The sequence below is a fragment of the Pelomonas sp. Root1237 genome (assembly GCF_001425055.1).
Taxonomy (GTDB): Bacteria; Pseudomonadota; Gammaproteobacteria; order Burkholderiales; family Burkholderiaceae_C; genus Pelomonas.
The window spans coordinates 306,618-323,025 of sequence record NZ_LMDK01000019.1; the positions used below are offsets into that span (position 1 = coordinate 306,618).

At 64.4% G+C, this 16,408-nt stretch carries 17 protein-coding genes; 14 read left to right on the forward strand and 3 right to left on the reverse strand.

The genetic code is table 11. The annotated features are described in order from the left end of the window. The first annotated feature begins 93 nt into the window (after window positions 1-93). Complete coding sequence (locus ASC91_RS24205) at window positions 94-273, forward strand: hypothetical protein (protein ID WP_157282028.1); 180 nt, start codon at window positions 94-96, stop codon at window positions 271-273. A 12-nt stretch (window positions 274-285) separates the two neighbouring features. Continuing rightward, the gene (locus ASC91_RS24210; protein WP_056203625.1) at window positions 286-717 is read left to right on the forward strand and encodes an OsmC family protein; all 432 of its coding nucleotides are present in this window, start codon (window positions 286-288) and stop codon (window positions 715-717) included. A gap of 11 nt (window positions 718-728) precedes the next feature. Here ASC91_RS24210 and coq7 read toward each other — a convergent pair whose 3' ends face one another. After that, window positions 729-1,391 carry a 2-polyprenyl-3-methyl-6-methoxy-1,4-benzoquinone monooxygenase gene (gene coq7, locus ASC91_RS24215; protein ID WP_056203261.1) on the reverse strand — a complete coding sequence of 221 codons (663 nt, stop codon included), beginning with the start codon at window positions 1,389-1,391 and terminating at the stop codon, window positions 729-731. 196 nt (window positions 1,392-1,587) lie between these two features. On the opposite strand from coq7, the gene ASC91_RS24220 reads away from it, so the two are divergent. The 6 genes from ASC91_RS24220 (at window position 1,588) to ASC91_RS24245 (ending at window position 8,087) form a co-directional block, all read left to right on the forward strand. Further along, window positions 1,588-2,625, forward strand: a complete 1,038-nt coding sequence (locus tag ASC91_RS24220; RefSeq protein ID WP_056203264.1) for a porin — start codon at window positions 1,588-1,590, stop codon at window positions 2,623-2,625. Continuing rightward, window positions 2,625-4,019: a porin gene (locus ASC91_RS24225; protein WP_235532085.1), complete on the forward strand. Its 1,395-nt coding sequence runs from the start codon at window positions 2,625-2,627 to the stop codon at window positions 4,017-4,019. The genes ASC91_RS24220 and ASC91_RS24225 overlap by 1 nt, the downstream gene beginning before the upstream one ends. Before the next feature lie 174 nt (window positions 4,020-4,193). After that, on the forward strand, window positions 4,194-5,171 hold the full coding sequence (locus ASC91_RS24230) for an ABC transporter permease (protein WP_056203270.1): 978 nt from the start codon (window positions 4,194-4,196) through the stop codon (window positions 5,169-5,171). Window positions 5,172-5,173: 2 nt separating this feature from the next. Continuing rightward, entirely contained in the window at window positions 5,174-6,118 is a 945-nt protein-coding gene (locus ASC91_RS24235; protein ID WP_056203273.1) for an ABC transporter permease, read from the forward strand. Continuing rightward, complete coding sequence (locus ASC91_RS24240; protein ID WP_056203276.1) at window positions 6,115-7,095, forward strand: ABC transporter ATP-binding protein; 981 nt, start codon at window positions 6,115-6,117, stop codon at window positions 7,093-7,095. Before ASC91_RS24235 ends, ASC91_RS24240 begins: the two co-directional genes overlap by 4 nt. Then, on the forward strand, window positions 7,092-8,087 hold the full coding sequence (locus tag ASC91_RS24245) for an ABC transporter ATP-binding protein (protein WP_056203279.1): 996 nt from the start codon (window positions 7,092-7,094) through the stop codon (window positions 8,085-8,087). Before ASC91_RS24240 ends, ASC91_RS24245 begins: the two co-directional genes overlap by 4 nt. Here ASC91_RS24245 and ASC91_RS30970 read toward each other — a convergent pair. Continuing rightward, window positions 8,084-8,221 carry a lipoprotein gene (locus ASC91_RS30970; protein ID WP_082532972.1) on the reverse strand — a complete coding sequence of 46 codons (138 nt, stop codon included), beginning with the start codon at window positions 8,219-8,221 and terminating at the stop codon, window positions 8,084-8,086. The two genes, ASC91_RS24245 and ASC91_RS30970, sit on opposite strands and share 4 nt — an antisense overlap. Window positions 8,222-8,232: 11 nt before the next feature. On the opposite strand from ASC91_RS30970, the gene cyaY reads away from it, so the two are divergent. Further along, complete coding sequence (gene cyaY / locus ASC91_RS24250) at window positions 8,233-8,565, forward strand: iron donor protein CyaY (RefSeq protein WP_082532973.1); 333 nt, start codon at window positions 8,233-8,235, stop codon at window positions 8,563-8,565. A gap of 4 nt (window positions 8,566-8,569) precedes the next feature. On the opposite strand, the gene ASC91_RS24255 is transcribed toward cyaY, so the two are convergent. After that, the gene (locus ASC91_RS24255) at window positions 8,570-10,963 is read right to left on the reverse strand and encodes a penicillin-binding protein 1A (RefSeq protein WP_082532974.1); all 2,394 of its coding nucleotides are present in this window, start codon (window positions 10,961-10,963) and stop codon (window positions 8,570-8,572) included. A gap of 284 nt (window positions 10,964-11,247) precedes the next feature. On the opposite strand from ASC91_RS24255, the gene ASC91_RS24260 reads away from it, so the two are divergent. The 5 genes from ASC91_RS24260 to pilQ are packed head-to-tail and all read left to right on the forward strand — an operon-like array spanning window position 11,248 to window position 16,356. Beyond that, entirely contained in the window at window positions 11,248-12,327 is a 1,080-nt protein-coding gene (locus ASC91_RS24260) for a pilus assembly protein PilM (RefSeq protein WP_056203284.1), read from the forward strand. Continuing rightward, the gene (locus ASC91_RS24265; protein ID WP_056203287.1) at window positions 12,324-12,926 is read left to right on the forward strand and encodes a PilN domain-containing protein; all 603 of its coding nucleotides are present in this window, start codon (window positions 12,324-12,326) and stop codon (window positions 12,924-12,926) included. Before ASC91_RS24260 ends, ASC91_RS24265 begins: the two co-directional genes overlap by 4 nt. A 6-nt stretch (window positions 12,927-12,932) precedes the next feature. Then, the gene (locus ASC91_RS24270) at window positions 12,933-13,622 is read left to right on the forward strand and encodes a type 4a pilus biogenesis protein PilO (RefSeq protein WP_056203289.1); all 690 of its coding nucleotides are present in this window, start codon (window positions 12,933-12,935) and stop codon (window positions 13,620-13,622) included. Further along, window positions 13,619-14,143, forward strand: coding sequence for a pilus assembly protein PilP (locus ASC91_RS24275; protein ID WP_056203292.1), 525 nt, complete (start codon window positions 13,619-13,621; stop codon window positions 14,141-14,143). The genes ASC91_RS24270 and ASC91_RS24275 overlap by 4 nt, the downstream gene beginning before the upstream one ends. Then, window positions 14,140-16,356 carry a type IV pilus secretin PilQ gene (pilQ, locus tag ASC91_RS24280; RefSeq protein ID WP_394326337.1) on the forward strand — a complete coding sequence of 739 codons (2,217 nt, stop codon included), beginning with the start codon at window positions 14,140-14,142 and terminating at the stop codon, window positions 16,354-16,356. The genes ASC91_RS24275 and pilQ overlap by 4 nt, the downstream gene beginning before the upstream one ends. Window positions 16,357-16,408 lie beyond the last annotated feature (52 nt).

Here is a 16,408-nt window from a genome sequence, read left to right on the forward strand (position 1 = left end):
GCGCCTTGGCGGGGGGCTGGCGTCGGCGCGAGGGGGCGCTCATCGTCTCTCCATGGTGTCTTGTTGCGGCGCCGCATGATAGGGGAGACCCTCATGGGGCGCCGCTTGCCTGCCTTCGGCGAAAAAAAACCCGAGCTTTTGCAAGCTCGGGTTGAATCCACCATGGAGGCGGTGGAGGAGACAATCGGTGCGAAAACGTTTTCGCTTGAGTGGCAGTTTAGCGCCGAGTTATGCTGCGCTGCAATATTTTTCGTGAACGAATTGGAGCTTTGACTCTAGATGACCATGGAATGCACCGTCAGTTGGCTGGGTCCTGAGGGCCCGAGTGGCATGAGCTTCGTGGCCGAGACCGGCAGCGGCCATGTGCTGAGCATGGACGGCGCGCCGGACGGTGGCGGGCGCAACCTGGCGCCGCGGCCCATGGAAACCGTGCTGGCGGGTACGGGCGGCTGCACGGCCTATGACGTGGTGCTCATCCTCAAACGCGGCCGCCATGATGTGCGTGGCTGCAAGGTGACGCTGAAGGCCGAGCGCGCCACCAGCGATCCCAAGGTCTTCACAGCCATCCACTTTCACTTCATCGTCAGCGGCAAGGGGCTGAAGCCTGAGATCGTCGAGCGCGCAGTGGCGCTGTCGCACGAGAAATACTGTTCGGCGACAGCCATGCTGGCCAAGACCTCGGCCATCAGTACCTCTTTCGAGGTCACTGAAGTTTGAGCCAGGTCTGATCAGATGTGGTGAGCCACGGTCGTCATGACCTTGGCTGCCGCGCGCATCAGCTCCGCAATGGGCGCGGGCAATGGCCGCGCGCCGGCGGCAACGGCCGCGTCGGCATGCTCGGCTTCCTCGCGCCGCATTTGGTCGACGATGGCGCGGGATGGCGCGTCGGCCTCAGGCAGGCGTTGAAGATGCGAGGCCAAGTGGGCTTCGACCTGGCGCTCCGTTTCGACGACGAAGCCAAGGCTCCATTGATCGCCGGCCAGCCCAGCCAGGCTGCCCCAGGCGAAGGCACCGGCCCACCAGAGCGGCGCGAGGTGGCTGGTATGGCCATCCAGTTCGGCGATCCGGTCGGCCGTCCAGGCGAGGTGATCCAGTTCTTCCTGGGCGGCTTGTTCGAAGTGCCGCCGCAGCTGCTCGTTGCGGCTGAACAGCGCCTGTGACTGGTAAAGCGCCTGGGCGCAGATTTCACCGACGTGATTGACGCGCATCAGCGCTGCCGCGTGCTGCTGGTCTGCCGCATCCAACTCGACCGGCGACTGGGCCGCCGACGGCGACTGGCGGGTGGCGCGGGTGGGCACGAACACGGTGCGAAGCCCGGCGTCGAGCGCGCTGATCAACCTGTCCCGAAAGTCCAGATCACGACGATGTGAATTGCTTGCTCGAGGTTGCATTCAGTTAAGCAATGTTTCGATGAAGAAATGGTGAATCTGGGGCGGCGTTGTGGATCGGCAACGACAACACATAATTTCATATCCGTGAATTCCCCAGCATCTCAAACCTGTAGTGGAATACGCGCACTTCCTCATAGGAGGTAAGTCGCTGTGGCCTGTTCGCTCGGCGACTCGGATGAATACCTAGGAGTATCGAATGAAGAAAGCTCTGATTGCCTTGGCCGTCCTCGGTCTGACCGGCGGCGCTGCCGTCGCGCAATCGTCCGTCACTCTGTTTGGCGTCATTGATGCCGACCTGAAGTACGTCAAGACCGGCGGTCTCACGGTGAAGAAGTTGGACTCCAGCGGTCTGAACACCAGCCGTTTCGGCGTGCGTGGCACCGAAGATCTGGGCGGCGGCCTGAAGGCTGGCTTCTGGCTGGAATCCCAAGTCGACACCGACACCGGTGTCGCTGGTGGCGGTAGCGCCTTCTGGGGTCGCCGCGCCACGGTCAGCCTGAGCGGCGACTTCGGTGAAGTGCGCCTCGGCCGCAACAAGACCGTCTCGCGCCTGCACGTCGAAGACTTCGACCCGTCCGCATTCACCGGCCTGGGCAGCGTCAGCGTGCTGTACAGCAACCTGGGCAGCGGCAACGGTACGTCTTTCGGCCGTGCTGACAACCTCGTCTCGTATTCCCTGCCGGCCAATCTCGGCGGCTTCTACGGCGGTGTGGACATCTCGGCTGGTGAAGGCGTGGACACGAACAAGGGCCAGTCCGTTCGTCTGGGCTATAAGCAGGGTCCCCTGCACGTGTCGGGCGCCTATGCCAGCACGTCCAACGCGGGTGACAGCAGCAAGTTCAAGCTGACCTCGATCGGTGCAGCCTACGACTTCGGCGTGATTCGCCCGTCGCTGTCCTACACGGAGTCCAAGTACCTGTCGCGCAAGCAGCAGATCCTGACGGCTGCCGTGACGGCACCGCTTGGCCAGGGTCAACTGTGGGCCTCGTTCACGGACGCCAAGGCCAATGCTGGCGCCGAGACGGCCGTCGCGGGCTACACCGCCATCGGCGATGCGAAGCTGTTCGCGGCTGGCTACATCTACAACCTGTCCAAGCGTACCGCGCTGTACACGACGTTCTCGCAGCTGAAGAACAGCGGCGCTGCGCGCTTCGCCGTCGGCGGCGCTCCTGCAGCGACCTCCAACGGCCTGAAGTCCACCGGCTACGACGTCGGCGTTCGTCACAGCTTCTGATGTCGAGCGGCCTCTCGGCCGCAGCGAAATCAGCCAAGCCGCCTTCGGGCGGCTTTTCTTTTGTCCCATGCGGGACAGGGGAATTGCTGTGGGAAATCAACAACAGAGCTCGCGTTATGGCAGGGCGCATCACTGAGAATCAAAAAGTTCACTTTTCTTCGCAGGAGACAACCTTGATGAAAAAAGCCACTCTGGCAGTTGCCGCTCTGGCCGCTTGCACCTCTTCCGCTTGGGCCCAGTCCACCGTGACCCTGTACGGCATCGTGGACGCTGCCGCGCGTTACACCACCAACGTCAATCCTGGAGCTGCACCAAAGCAGTTGATCCCTGGCGGCATGTCGCAAAGCCGTCTGGGCGTGAATGTCGTGGAAGACATGGGCGGCGGTCTCAAGGCTCTGGTGAACATGGAGCATCGCCTGAATTCGGACACCGGCGCGGCGTCCTCGGGAACCGATTTCTGGCGTCAAGCCTGGGTTGGCCTGCAGTCCAGTGACCTGGGCCAGATCCGCCTCGGCCGTCAATACAACATCCTGTTCGACGTCTACACCTCGACCTTCGCATCCTTCCGCTACTCGCCGTATATCGAGGCGTACAAGCCCGAAATCGGCATGTCCATGGCCGCGCGTCAGGACAACATGGTCAAGTACCTGGCCCAGTTTGGCAGCTTCTATGCCGAAGTCCAGGTGAGCGCCGGTGAAGGTCAATCGGGCGCTGCCGCGGCTTTCCCGAACAAGACCGTCGGCGGCTTGGTTCGCTACAACGACGGTAAGTTCGGCGCGGGCGCCGCATATCTGCAAGCGACCGAGCAGACCGGCAAGAAGATCAAGGCGACCGTCCTCGGCGGCTCGTACACGAATGGCCCGCTCTACGTGCATGCGTCGTGGGGCGAGAACAAGTTCGAAAACCCCTTCACGCTGTTGAGCCTGAGCAGCCCCGCAGCTTTCGCGGCCTCGACCGCCGCCGGCGGCCCGGCCAATATCGCCCTGGCGACGCGTACAGCCTATACCGGCGGTATCTTGGGCGCGAACATCTTCAATGGCGATGCGGCTGACATCAAGAAGCGCACCATGATCATGTTCGGCGCGACCTATCAGTTGACGCCTCAGCTGAACATCGGCGCCAATGCCTGGTTGACCGAACAAACGCACTACGGCACGGTCCAGAACCTGGGCCCGTTCAGTGCGGCCTTTGCAGCGGCGCCTGGCGGTTTCTCGACGAACGCCAACACCAAGTCCAAGGCTAACTTCTTCGCCGTCGTCCTCGACTACGCGTTCTCCAAGCGCACCGACGCCTACCTGGAAATGGACTACACCAAGCTCAAGGGCGAGGTGCTGTTCCTGAACGGCGCTGGCAAGCGTGGCGGCGCGATGGTCGGTCTGCGTCACCGCTTCTGATGCCGATGCGGGGCTTCGGCCTCGCGAGGCGTCTCGACGGGCCGCGAAAGCGGCCCGTTTTCATTGGCGGCTCAGGCTCGCGGAGCTAGGGCTTTCCCGGGAAGCCCCGGCCCCCGCACTTCGCCATGATCCCGCCTTCGCGCCGCGCAAAGACGCGCTCGCTTCAAAGTCTTCATGCTGGTCTTCATCCTTCGCCGCCTTGTCCAGGCTCTCGTCGTCATGCTGACGGTCGCCTTCATCGCCTTCATGCTGTTTCAGTACGTGGGCGACCCGGTCACGAATCTGCTGGGCCAGGATGCGACCGAGGAGCAGCGCATCGCCTTGCGCAAGGATCTGGGCCTGGATCAGCCCTTTCCCGTGCAATTCGCGCGCTTCGCGGTCAACGCGGCCCAGGGCGAATTCGGCATCAGCCTGCGCCAGGGCCGCAAGGTTTCAAGCCTCATCGTCGAACGCTTCCCGGCGACGCTGGAGCTCGCTCTCGTCGCCGGCCTGATTGCGCTCGGCCTGGGCATTCCGCTGGGCGTCTATGCGGCGCTGCGCCGCGGCAAGGCAAGCGCGCAACTGCTGATGACGGGCACGCTGTTCGGTGTCAGCCTGCCCAATTTCGTCATCGGCATCGTGCTGATCTGGATCTTCGCGGTCGAACTCAAATGGCTGCCGAGCTTCGGCCGCGGCGAAGTCGTTGCCCTGGGAGCGTGGACCTCGGGCCTGCTGACGCGCGACGGCCTGCTGCACCTCGTCTTGCCGGCCTTCACGCTGTCGGCCTTCCAACTGACGCTGATCATGCGGCTCGTGCGCGCCGAGATGTTGGAGGTGCTGCGCACCGACTACATCCGCTTTGCCCGCGCCCGCGGCCTGACGGACCGCAGCGTCTACTTCGGCCATGCATTGAAGAACACGCTGGTGCCCGTCATCACGATCACCGGCCTGCAACTCGGCTCATTGATTGCCTTTGCCATCATCACCGAGCAGGTCTTCCAGTGGCCCGGCATGGGCCTGCTCTTCATCCAGGCCGTGCAGTTCGCCGACATCCCCGTGATGGCCGCCTATCTCTGCCTGATCTCGCTGATCTTCGTCGTCATCAATCTGGGCGTTGACCTCCTCTATTTCGCCGTCGATCCGCGCCTGCGCGTTGAGGGCAAAGCACATTGACCATGGCAGTCGACGCCAATCCCAACTCCACCCCGTCGGCATCCGCGCTGCGCGGCTTCTTCGACGGCGACGTCTGGCATTCCTTCCGAAACTCGCCGGTCGCGATGCTGGCCGCTGCCATTGCGCTGGTCTGCCTTGTCTGCGCGCTGTTTGCGGAGCTTGTGGCGCCGCACAACCCTTTCGACCTGGCGACGCTGGAACTGATGGACTCGCTCAAGCCTCCGGCCTGGGTCGATGGCGGCGAAGCCAGGTATCGGCTCGGCACGGACGGCCAGGGCCGCGACATTCTGTCCGCGCTGATGTACGGCGCGCGCATCTCGCTGCTCGTCGGCATCGCCTCGGTGCTGCTGTCCATCCTGATCGGCGTCAGCCTGGGCCTGCTGGCGGGCTTCGTTGGCGGCCGCACGGACGCCTTCATCATGCGCATCTGCGATGTGATGCTGTCCTTCCCGTCCATCCTCGTCGCGCTGATGATCAGCGGCGTCGGCCGCAGCCTCTTCCCGCACGCTCCCGACATGCTGGCCTTCGTCGTCCTCGTGCTGGCGATTGCGCTGACGGGCTGGGTGCAGTACGCACGCACCGTGCGCGGCTCGACGCTGGTGGAGCGCAACAAGGAGTACGTGCAGGCCGCCCGCGTCATCGGCGTCGGCTCACTGCGCATCATGCGCCGCCATGTGCTGCCCAATGTGCTCGGGCCGGTGCTGGTGTTGGCCACCATCCAGATCGCGTCGGCCATCATTACCGAGGCGACCTTGTCCTTTCTCGGCGTCGGCGTGCCGGCGACCAGCCCGTCCCTGGGCACGCTGATCCGCAACGGCAATGACTACCTGTTCTCGGGCGAATGGTGGATCACCGCCTGGCCCAGCCTGACGCTGGTGCTGATCACGCTCAGTGTGAACCTGCTGGGCGACTGGCTGCGTGACGCGCTCAACCCCCGTCTGCGATGACTGTCCCTTTGCTTGAAGTCAGCCACCTGCGGGTGGAGTTCCCGACCCGCCGCGGCACGTTGTTGGCGCTGGACGACATCTCTTTCTCGATCGCTCCCGGTGAGATCCTTGGCGTCGTCGGCGAATCCGGCGCCGGCAAGTCGCTGACCGGTGCGGCCATCATTGGCCTGCTGGACCCGCCGGGCCGCATCGCCGCCGGCGAGATCAGGTTGGCGGGCCGGCGCATCGACAACCTGCCTTACGAGCAGATGCGCCGTATCCGCGGCAAGGAGATCGGCGCTGTCTTCCAGGATCCGCTGACGTCGCTGAATCCGCTCTACACAGTTGGCCGGCAACTCACCGAGACGATCACGACCCACCTTGATTTGAGCGCCGCCCAGGCCCGGGCCCGGGCCGTCGAACTGCTGGCGTCCACAGGCATTCCGGCGCCGGAGGCTCGGGTCGATCATTTCCCGCATCAGTTCTCGGGCGGCATGCGCCAGCGTGTCGTCATCGCGCTGGCCCTGGCGGCCAACCCCAAGCTCATCGTCGCCGACGAGCCGACCACGGCGCTGGACGTCTCAATCCAGGCGCAGATCATTGCGCTGCTGAGGAAGGTCTGCCGCGAGCAGGGCGCGGCCGTCATGCTGGTCACCCACGACATGGGTGTCATCGCCGAAACCTGCGACCGCGTCGCCGTCATGTACGCCGGCCGCATCGCCGAGATCGGCCCGGTGGCCGACGTCATCCACCACCCGGCCCACCCCTATACCGTCGGGCTGATGGGGTCCATCCCGGCGATGGACGAGGATCGCGAACGCCTGCTGCAGATCGATGGCTCGATGCCGCGCCTCACTGCGATCCCACCGGGATGCGCCTTCAACCCGCGCTGCCCTCGCGTTGTCGAGCGTTGCCGTGCCGAGCGGCCCGAACTGGTCCAGGTTGGCGCGACGACTGCGGCATGCTGGCGGCCTGTCACCGTGGAGGTGCCGCGATGAGCACGCCCCTCGTCGAGGTACGGGACCTTGCCAAGATCTTTGACGTTTCACCCCCCTGGCTGAACCGCGTCGTCGAGCGCAAGCCCAGGGCTTTTGTGCATGCGGTGGACGGCGTGTCCTTCAGCATCGAGCGCGGCAAGACGCTGGCTCTCGTCGGCGAGAGTGGCTGCGGCAAGAGCACGGTCGCACGCCTGCTGGTTGGGCTGTACGCGACGACGCGCGGCGCGGTCAGCTTCGACGGCGAGGACATCGCCAAGACGCTGGCCGGTGCCGGTGCCCTGAAGCTGCGCCGGCGCATGCAGATGATCTTCCAGGATCCCTATGCGTCGCTGAACCCGCGCTGGAAGGTGCTGGATATCGTCGCCGAGCCACTGCGCGAGCACGGCCTGATCCCGGGCGACGCGGAGGCCAGGCAGCGCGTCGGTGAGCTGCTCAGCTCGGTTGGCTTGAATCCGGCCGATGCCGAGAAATTCCCGCACCAGTTCTCTGGCGGCCAGCGTCAGCGCATCTCCATCGCCCGTGCGCTCGCGACGCAACCGGAATTCCTTGTCTGCGATGAGCCGACTTCTGCGCTGGACGTGTCTGTGCAGGCTCAGGTCCTCAACATCATGAAGGATCTTCAGCGCGAACGCGGCCTGACCTACCTCTTCATCTCGCACAACCTGGCCGTCGTGCGCCATGTGGCCGACCAGGTCGGCGTCATGTATCTCGGCCGCCTCGTCGAGGTGGCCGACAAGGCCCTGCTGTTCGCGCGCCCGCTGCACCCTTACACACGCATGCTGCTGGATGCGATCCCCGACATCCACATGAGCGGCCGCGCCCGCACGCCGGTGCGGGGCGAGGTGCCCAACCCGCTGAATCCGCCGAGCGGCTGCAGTTTCCACCCACGCTGCCCGCTGGCCAATGTGCGCTGCAAGGCCGAGCGGCCGGCGCTGCTGGAGATCAAGGGTGTGCGCGTGGCCTGCCACGCGGTGGAAGAAGGCCGGGACTAGCGCGCAGGGCCAGACGCCGGAGCAGAGGCCGCGCCGGCCGGCTTGGGCAGGGTCAGCGGCCCCTTCTGCCCACAACCCATGAGGGCGGTAAGGGTGATCAGCAGGACACCTAAACTGGCGGCAGTCTTCTTCATCCGCCCAGTTTATGCCCCTGTCCGACGCCGATTACCACGCCAAGGCCCACGCCCTGCTCGCTCGCATCGAGGAGCAGATCGATGCCTGGCTCGAGGCCGACGTGGTGGACATCGACACCCATCGCACCGGTGGCCTGCTGGAGCTGAGCATGCCCGGAGGCAGCAAGATCGTGCTGAACACCCAGCCCCCGCTGCAGGAGATCTGGCTTGCGGCGCGCTCGGGCGGCTATCACTTCAAGTGGGACGGCTCGCAATGGGTGGACCGCGAAGACCAGGAATTCCTCGCGCGCCTGTCGCGCTGCGCAAGCGAGCAGGCAGGCCAGGCGCTGGCGTTCAGCACCTGAGCCGCTATCTCTTGAAGAGGTCCAGGATGGACTTCTTCTCGTCCTCGGTCGCCGCGCCAGGTACCGCCGCGGGTTCGCTGGACAGTTCACGCACGCCGTTGCCGGTTGTGTATTCCTCGTAGAACCACTCGCCATTGACGTTGACGATGCCTTCCGGCGGCGTGATTTCGTCGACGGGCTTGTTCTTCAGCGCAAAGCCCATGTACTCGATCCAGACCGGCAGGCTCAAGCCTCCGCCCGTCTCGCGGTCGCCGAGCTTGCGCGGCTGGTCATAGCCAATCCAGACGATGGCGACGAGATCCTTCTGGTAGCCGGCGAACCAGGCATCCATCGAATCATTGGTCGTGCCGGTCTTGCCATAGATGTCGGGACGCTTCAGCGTCGCCTGGGCGCGGGCTGCGGTGCCGCTGCGCGTGACCTCCTGCAGCAGGCTGCTCATCAGGAAGGCGTTGCGTGGCTCGATGGCGCGGGTGTCGTCGGTCAGCGTGACGGGCAGGGCTTCGTAGAGCAACCGGCCCTTGTTGTCGGTGATCCTGGCGATGAGCTGCGGGCTGACGCGATAGCCGCCGTTGGCGAACACCGCATAGCCCTGGGCCATCTGCATGGGCGTCACCGAGCCGGCGCCCAGGGCCATGGTCAGATAGGCAGGGTGCTTCTCGGCCTCGAAGCCGAAGCGCGTGATCCAGTCCTGCGCGTAGCGCACGCCGATGGAGTGCAGCACGCGAATGGAGACCATGTTCTTGGATTTGGCCAGCGCCGTGCGCAGCGGCATCGGGCCTTCGAACTTGCCGTCGTAGTTCTTGGGCTCCCAGGGCTGGCTGCCGGTCGTGCCAGCGTCGAAGAACAGCGGCGCATCGTTGACGATGGTGGCCGGCGTGAAGCCCTTCTCCAGCGCCGCCGAGTAGATGAAGGGCTTGAAGCTCGAACCCGGTTGACGCCAGGCCTGGGTCACATGGTTGAACTTGTTCTTGTTGTAGTCGAAGCCGCCGACCATGGCGTGCACCTGGCCGGTCTTCGGGTCCAGGGACACGAAGGCGCCCTCGACCTCGGGCAGTTGGGTGACGGTCCACTCGCCGCCGTCCTTCTGCTTGGCGCCCTTGACGACGCGGATGACGGCGCCTCGGCGGATGCGGGTCTTGGGATTGCCCTTGTCGGACAGGCCGGAGGTGGCAGGCTTGAGACCTTCGCCGATGATGGCGATCACGTCGCCGCTTTGCAGCACCGCCGTCACCTTCTTGGGATCGGCCTCCAGCACGACGGCGGCAAGCAGCTCGTCATTGGCAGGGTGGTCGGCCAGCACCAGCGCGATGCGCGCGTCCAGTTCCTTGGCGTCGCTCGGCAGATCGGCATAGGCCTCGGGGCCGCGGTAGACCTGGCGCTTCTCGTAGTCGAGGATGCCACGGCGCAGCGCGCGGTAGGCCGTGTTCTGCTCGGCGCTGTTCAGCGTCAGATAGACGTTCAGCCCTCGCGAATAGGCTTCGTCGCCATACTGGCTGAAGATCAGCTGGCGCGCCGCCTCGGCGACGAACTCGGCATGCGATACCGACTCCTGCACCGGGCGGATGCGCAGCTTCTCGGCCTTGGCCTCATCACGCTGCTCCTCGGTGATGTAGCCCGTCTCATACATCCGCTCGATGATGTATTGCTGACGGATGTTCGCGCGGCGCGGGTTGTTGATGGGGTTGTAGGCCGACGGCGCCTTGGGCAGGCCGGCCAGCATCGCAGCCTCGGCGATGCTGAGCTTGTCCAACGTCTTGCCGAAGTAGATCTCGCTGGCTGCCGCGAAGCCATGCGCGCGGTGGCCCAGGAAGATCTGGTTCATGTAGATCTCGAGGATCTTTTCCTTGGACAGCGCCGACTCGATCTTCAGCGCCAGCAGAATCTCGTAGATCTTGCGCGTGAAGGTCTTTTCCGTGGAAAGGTAGAAGTTGCGCGCCACCTGCATCGTGATGGTCGATGCGCCCTGGCTGCGCGACTCGCCCACATTGGCCAGGCCCGCGCGGATGATGCCCAGGTAGTCGACGCCGCCATGCTGATAGAAGCGTGCGTCCTCGATAGCCAGCACGGCCTCCTGCATGACCTTGGGAATCTCGCGGATTGGCAGGTAGTTGCGGCGCTCCTCGCCAAACTCGCCCAGCAGCACACCGTCAGTGGACAGCACGCGCATGGGCAGCTTGGGTCGATAGTCCGTCAGACCACTGATGTCGGGCAGGTTGGGATAGGCCAGGGCCAGACCCAAGGCCAGCAGCAGGCACACGGCCGCGATGCCGCCTGCCACGACGCCCAGAGCCCACAAGGCCCAGCGACCGAGGCGGGAGCTCAGGCCGGAGAGGGGACGGGAGGTGGGTGTGCCGGCGGGCGAAGGACTGGGTGCAGCAGAGCGGGGCTTGTCGATCATGAGCCGGCGGGGCGCGCCCGCGGGCGCGTTGGGAGGAGGCGGCGGATTATAGGAAGCGCCGCCTCGGCATCCTTGTATACCCGCGCATGCATCAAACCGTGTGCCAAACGACCGCTTCACATGTGTTTTTCAGTAGCTTGCAAGTTGGTTGAATCGTGTATGTTTAGCAACGTGGCGTTACCAGCTCGCGCCGAATTTCCGTTCGGCGTCAACGGCTTTGCTGCTAGCATTCAAGTAACTTATTAATAGTCCGATACGTAACTCGCGTGTCGGGAACAAAGGGCATGGGAATACTTGACGCACTTTTGGGTCGCAAGCACCCCCCCCTGATTGGCCTGGATATCAGTTCATCCAGCGTCAAGCTGGTGGAGCTGAGCCAGACCAAGAGCGGTGAATTCGTGCTCGAGCGTTTTGCCAGCGAGCCCTTCGAGAAGGGCTGGATTGCTGACGGCCAGATCGAGAAGTTCGACGAGGTAGCCGACGCGGTCCGCCGTGTCGTTGCGCGCAGCGGCAGCAGGACCCGCGACGCCGCCCTGGCCATGCCGCAGTCGGCCGTCATCACCAAGAAGATCATGTTGCCCGCCGGCTTGCGCGAGGAAGAACTCGAATTGCAGGTCGAGGCCGAGGCCAACCAGTACATCCCGTTCTCGCTGGACGAGGTCAGCCTGGACTTCTGCGTCATCGGCCCCAGCCCCACGTCGGTGGGCGATGTCGAGGTGCTGATCGCCGCCTCGCGCAAGGATCGCGTGCAGGACCGCCAGGGCCTAGCTGAAGCGGCAGGCCTGCGTCCCGTGGTGCTGGACATTGAGTCCCACGCCTCGCGCATGGCCATGGGCCGCTTGATCGCTGCCCTGCCCAATGAAGGCAAGGATGCGCTCGTTGCGCTGTTCGAGATCGGCGCCGACACCACCAGCCTCAAGGTGCTGCGCGACGACGAGCTGCTCTACGACCGGGACCAGTCTTTTGGCGGATCCCAGCTGACACAGCTCATCTCAAGGCAGTACGGTTTCTCCTTCGAAGAGGCCGAGCAGAAGAAGCTCGCCAACGAACTGCCCGAGGATTACGAGAGCAGCGTGCTCAACCCCTTCGTCGACAGCCTGTCTCAGGAAATCGGTCGGGCGCTGCAGTATTTCTTCACCAGCACGCCGCATCACAAGGTGCACTACGTGATGCTGGCCGGCGGCACGGCCACTCTGCCCGGTCTGAAGGAGCGAGTGACGGACCTGACGGGCTTCGCCTGCATGGTGGTCAATCCCTTCGAGAACATGGCCATGGGCTCGGCCGTGCGCGAGCCCAAGCTGCGTCGTGAGGCGCCGTCCTATCTGACCGCCTGCGGCCTCGCGATGCGGAGGTTCTTCCAGTGATCCTGATCAACCTGCTGCCGTATCGCGAAGAGCGGCGCAAGCGGCGCAAGGCTGCCTTCTTCGCCGGCCTGGGCTTTGCTGGCCTGGTCGGCGCCGGCCTGGTGGTGGCGGCCTACTTGATGCTGCAGTTCCTGACTGCGGAGCAGCAGTCGCACAACCAGTACATCCAGAGCGAGATTGCGCGGCTGGAGGCCCAGATCAAGGACATCGCCGATCTGAAGGCCGAAATCGAGTCGCTGAAGGCACGCCAGCGTGCCGTCGAGGACCTGCAGACCGATCGCAACACGCCTGTGCAACTGCTCAATGATCTGGCCCGGCTCGCGCCCGAAGGCATCTATCTGACGGCCATCAAGCAGGACGCCAAGCTCGTCACCATCAGCGGCATTGCCCAGACGAACGAGCGCGTGTCCGAATTCCTGCGCAACGTGTCGCGCAGCTCGGAATGGCTGGAGAAGCCGGATCTCATCGAAGTCAAGCTGGCCAATGTCACGACCAACACGCGTGACCAGCGGCGCCTGCTGGACTTCTCGATGAAGGTCTCGATCAAGACCCCGCCGCGCGAGGCTGCGCCGGGTGCCGCAGCGCCGAAGAAGAGCTGATCGCCCATGGCCACCTCCACATCCAAGTTCGACCTGAACGCCTGGTTCGCCGATGTCGCGAGCCAATTCCAGGGCCTCAATCCCAAGGAGCCCGGCCAGTGGCCGCTGCTGCCCAAGCTCGCAGCCTCGCTGGTCGTGATGCTGGCCGTTGCCATCGCCGGCTATGTCTTCGTGCTGTCCGACGTACAGGCGGGCCTGGAGGCAGAACGGGACCGCGAACCGCAGCTGCGCCAGGACTATCACAACAAGCTGGGCCAGGCCGTCAACCTGCCCGAGTTGCGCAAGCAGAAGAGCCAGGTCGAGGAATACGTGACCCAGCTTGAAAAGCAGTTGCCCGGCAAGGCGGAAATCGATTCCCTGCTGTCCGATATCAGCAGCGCGGGCGTCGGGCGCGGCCTGCAGTTTGAGCTGTTCCGGCCCGGCCAGGTGCTGATCAAGGACTATTACGCCGAGCTGCCGATCGCGGTCAAGGTGTCGGGCCGCTATCACGACATCGGCGCCTTTGCGGCCGACGTGTCGAATCTGTCGCGCATCGTCACCTTGCACAACCTCGTGGTCGTGGCACCCGCCGGCCCGCGCGACGCGAACGGTCCCCTCAGCATGGAAGCCACGGCACGCACCTATCGCTACCTGGATGCCACCGAAGTCGCCGAGCAGAAGAAGGCCGCGACCAAGACGGCGGGAGGCAAGAAATGAAGCGTCTGCTGATGCCCCTCGCCGTGCTGCTGGCGCTGGCTGGTTGTGGCGGCGACATGGATGAGCTGCGCCAATGGATGGAGCAGGAGCGCAAGGAAGCCAAGACCACCGTCACGCCGCTGCTGCCGCCCAAGAAATTCCTGCCCCAGCCGTATGAGTCAGCGGCCGGCGTGGATCCCTACAGCCCGCAGAAGCTCAGCGTCGCGATCAAGCAGGAAGCCGCCCAGCCGAATTCCCTGCTGACGGCCGAAATCAGCCGTCGCAAGGAGCCGCTGGAGGCCTATCCGCTGGACGGCATGGCCATGGTGGGCAGCCTGACGCGCGACAACCGTCGCTACGCGCTGTTGCGCGTCGACAACCTGTTGTATCAAGTCAAGGCCGGGGACTACCTCGGCCAGAACTTCGGCCGCATCACCAAGATCAGCGAGACCGAGATCACGTTGCGAGAAGTCGTCCAGGACGCTGCGGGCGAGTGGATCGAGCGCACCAGTACCCTCCAGCTACAGGAGAAGGGACGATGAACAAGACACCGCAGGAGAATAAGTCGATGGGCCGTGGCTGGTTGGTGGGATTCGCACTCACGTTGCTGGCCGCGCCGGCGGCTTGGGCACAGACGCAGATACGCTCGATCAATACCAGCCAGCAGGCGGGTGTGGAGGTCGTGCGGATCGAACTGAGCGAGCCGTTGCCGGCCCTGCCGACCGGCTTCACGATCCAGGCGCCGCCGCGCATCGCCATCGATCTACCGGGCGTCACGAACGGCGTCGGTCGCAACCAGATCGACATCAACCAGGGAAATCTGCGCTCGGCCAATGTGGCGCAGGCGGGCGAACGCTCCCGCATCGTGCTGAACCTGCGCCATGCATCGGGCTACACGGCCAAGCTGGAAGGCAGTGCACTGGTCATCGTGCTCGACCCGACGCCTGCGCAGCCCTTGCCCCAGGCCCAAGCTCCCGGCGAACCGGTCCATTTCGCACAGAGCCTGAACGCCGCACCTCAGCCGCTGCGCGATATCGACTTCCGTCGCGGCGCGGACGATGCGGGCCGCGTCATCGTCAACCTGCCCAGCAACCAGGTCGGCGTCGACATCCAGCAGCAGGGCCATGGCCTGGTGGTCGAGTTCCTGCGTTCCAGCCTGCCGGAGAACCTGCGTCGCAAGATCGACGTGACCGATTTCGGCACCCCTGTGCAAACCATCACCACGAGCCAGGTCGGCGATCGGGTGCGCATGCTGGTCGAACCCAAGGGCAGCTGGGAACACAGCGCCTACCAAAGCGACAACCAGTTCGTCCTGGAAGTCAGGCCGCAGAAGGTCGATCCGAACAAGCTGACCCAGGGGCCCGGCTACGCGGGCGACAAGCTGTCGCTGAACTTCCAGAACATCGAAGTCCGGGCACTGCTGCAGGTCATTGCCGACTTCACCAACTTCAACGTCGTCACCAGCGACACCGTGACCGGCAGTGTCACGCTGCGCCTGAAGGACGTGCCCTGGGATCAGGCGCTGGACATCATCATGCAGGCCAAGGGCCTGGGCCTGAGGAAGTCCGGCAACGTGTTGTGGATCGCGCCCAAGGAAGAGCTCGCCACCAAGGAGAGGCTGGACCTTGAAGCCAAGGCCGCCATCGCTCAGCTCGAACCGCTGCGAACCCAGTCCTTCCAGCTCAACTATGTGAAGGCCGAGGACCTTGCCAGGGGCTTGACCGGTCAGGGCATCACGTCCTCCGGCAGTGGCGGTTCCAGCGGTGGTGGCAGCAGCAGTAGCAGCGGCAGCAACAGTGGCACCGGCACCCGCATCCTTTCGACGCGCGGCAGTGTCATCTTCGAGCCTCGTACCAACCAGCTCTTCGTCTCGGACGTGCCGAGCAAGCTCGAAGAGATCCAGGCCATGATTGCCAAGATCGACATCCCGGTGCGCCAGGTGCTGATCGAGGCGCGCATCGTCGAAGCCAACGACAAGTTCGGCCGCTCGTTGGGCGTCAAGCTCGGCGCGAACGACCTGCGCGGGCAGCAGGGAGGCATCCCGGGCTATAGCGTCGGTGGCGGCAACTACGTGACCGTTGGCGGCAACTACAACGGCATCGGCTCACAGACCAACCAAGGGGTCACGGCCAACTACAACAACACCCAGTTCGTCAACCTGCCGGCGAACGTGTCGTCCGACGCGTTCAGCGGCGGCACGGCAACCCAGGTCGCGCTGTCGCTGTTCAGTGCCACCGCCAACCGCTTCCTGAACCTTGAGCTGTCGGCGCTTGAATCCGACGGCAAAGGCAAGGTCGTGTCCAGCCCGCGCGTCATCACGGCCGACCAGGTCAAGGCCCTCATCGAGCAGGGCGAGGAGCTGCCCTATCAGGTGGCCACCGCGAGCGGCGCCACCTCCGTGCAGTTCCGCAAGGCCAACCTCAAGCTGGAGGTCACGCCGCAGATCACGCCTGAAGGCAGCGTCATCCTGAACGTGGACGTCAACAAGGACAGCCGCGGTACTTTGACGCCCCAGGGCTATGCGATCAATACCAAGCATGTTCAGACGCAGGTGCTGGTCGAGAACGGCGGTACGGTCGTCATCGGCGGCATCTACACCCAGGACGAGGGCGAGACCGTCAACAAGGTACCGCTGCTGGGCGATGTGCCTTTCCTGGGCAACCTGTTCAAGAACAAGACCCGCACGACCTCGAAGACCGAGCTGTTGATCTTCCTGACGCCCAAGGTGGTCAGTGAGCGGTCAACGGTGCGCTGAGGATTCACCGAATTGACGATGTGTCAGCTGCGCTGGCTACACACGGGAGTGA

Coding starts and splice junctions, on each gene's coding strand:
- ASC91_RS24270 (WP_056203289.1), top strand. CDS start 12,933: ATGGCCACCTCCACATCCAAGTTCGACCTGAACGCCTGGTTCGCCGAT.
- ASC91_RS24255 (WP_082532974.1), bottom strand. CDS start 10,963: ATGATCGACAAGCCCCGCTCTGCTGCACCCAGTCCTTCGCCCGCCGGC.
- ASC91_RS24220 (WP_056203264.1), top strand. CDS start 1,588: ATGAAGAAAGCTCTGATTGCCTTGGCCGTCCTCGGTCTGACCGGCGGC.
- ASC91_RS24235 (WP_056203273.1), top strand. CDS start 5,174: ATGGCAGTCGACGCCAATCCCAACTCCACCCCGTCGGCATCCGCGCTG.
- cyaY (WP_082532973.1), top strand. CDS start 8,233: ATGCCCCTGTCCGACGCCGATTACCACGCCAAGGCCCACGCCCTGCTC.
- ASC91_RS24260 (WP_056203284.1), top strand. CDS start 11,248: ATGGGAATACTTGACGCACTTTTGGGTCGCAAGCACCCCCCCCTGATT.
- ASC91_RS24225 (WP_235532085.1), top strand. CDS start 2,625: ATGTCGAGCGGCCTCTCGGCCGCAGCGAAATCAGCCAAGCCGCCTTCG.
- ASC91_RS24240 (WP_056203276.1), top strand. CDS start 6,115: ATGACTGTCCCTTTGCTTGAAGTCAGCCACCTGCGGGTGGAGTTCCCG.
- pilQ (WP_394326337.1), top strand. CDS start 14,140: ATGAACAAGACACCGCAGGAGAATAAGTCGATGGGCCGTGGCTGGTTG.
- ASC91_RS30970 (WP_082532972.1), bottom strand. CDS start 8,221: ATGAAGAAGACTGCCGCCAGTTTAGGTGTCCTGCTGATCACCCTTACC.
- ASC91_RS24275 (WP_056203292.1), top strand. CDS start 13,619: ATGAAGCGTCTGCTGATGCCCCTCGCCGTGCTGCTGGCGCTGGCTGGT.
- ASC91_RS24245 (WP_056203279.1), top strand. CDS start 7,092: ATGAGCACGCCCCTCGTCGAGGTACGGGACCTTGCCAAGATCTTTGAC.
- ASC91_RS24210 (WP_056203625.1), top strand. CDS start 286: ATGGAATGCACCGTCAGTTGGCTGGGTCCTGAGGGCCCGAGTGGCATG.
- ASC91_RS24230 (WP_056203270.1), top strand. CDS start 4,194: ATGCTGGTCTTCATCCTTCGCCGCCTTGTCCAGGCTCTCGTCGTCATG.
- coq7 (WP_056203261.1), bottom strand. CDS start 1,391: ATGCAACCTCGAGCAAGCAATTCACATCGTCGTGATCTGGACTTTCGG.
- ASC91_RS24205 (WP_157282028.1), top strand. CDS start 94: ATGGGGCGCCGCTTGCCTGCCTTCGGCGAAAAAAAACCCGAGCTTTTG.